The 590-nt window shown below is 51.2% G+C and carries 1 protein-coding gene; it reads left to right on the top strand.

Features of this window, described 5'->3' with window-relative positions:
* Window positions 1–590: DNA cytosine methyltransferase (locus tag RUMCAL_RS02785; protein ID WP_021680967.1), on the top strand; the 590-nt coding region annotated here is incomplete at both ends.

A 590-nucleotide genomic window follows, 5' to 3' on the forward strand; every position in this document is an offset into this window, starting at 1 on the left:
AGCGGCGGTTTTCCACTTGCCGGACTGCTGACAGGCATTGTGCCTGTCTGGTCTTCTGAAATCGAACCGTTTGCCATTCGTGTGACAGAAAAACGCCTGCCGCAGGTACAACACTTCGGCAATATCAGCGGACTGCATGGTGCAAAGCTGCCGCCTGTGGACATCATCACCTTTGGCAGTCCATGCCAGGATATGAGCATCGCCGGAAAACGAACCGGTCTGAACGGCAGCCGTTCTTCTCTGTTTCACGAAGCAATCCGTATCATCCGAGAAATGAGGTGTGTAAGCAATGGCAAATATCCAAGATACATCGTCTGGGAAAACGTCCCCGGAGCATTTTCCTCCAACTGCGGAGAAGATTTCCGCTGTGTCCTCGAAGCCATCTGTTCGGTCAAAGACAGCAGCATTTCAATTCCTCGACCTGCGGGAAAATGGACAAAAGCCGGAGAGATTCTGGCAGAATCCTATTCCCTCGCATGGAGAGTTCTTGATGCACAATACTGGGGAGTGCCCCAGCGAAGAAAACGGATCTTTCTTGTCGCAGATTTTGACGGAGCAAGTGCCGGAAAAATACTATTTGAGTCCGAAGG

This window comes from Ruminococcus callidus ATCC 27760, from assembly GCF_000468015.1.
In the GTDB taxonomy this organism is placed as follows: domain Bacteria; phylum Bacillota; class Clostridia; order Oscillospirales; family Ruminococcaceae; genus Ruminococcus_C; species Ruminococcus_C callidus.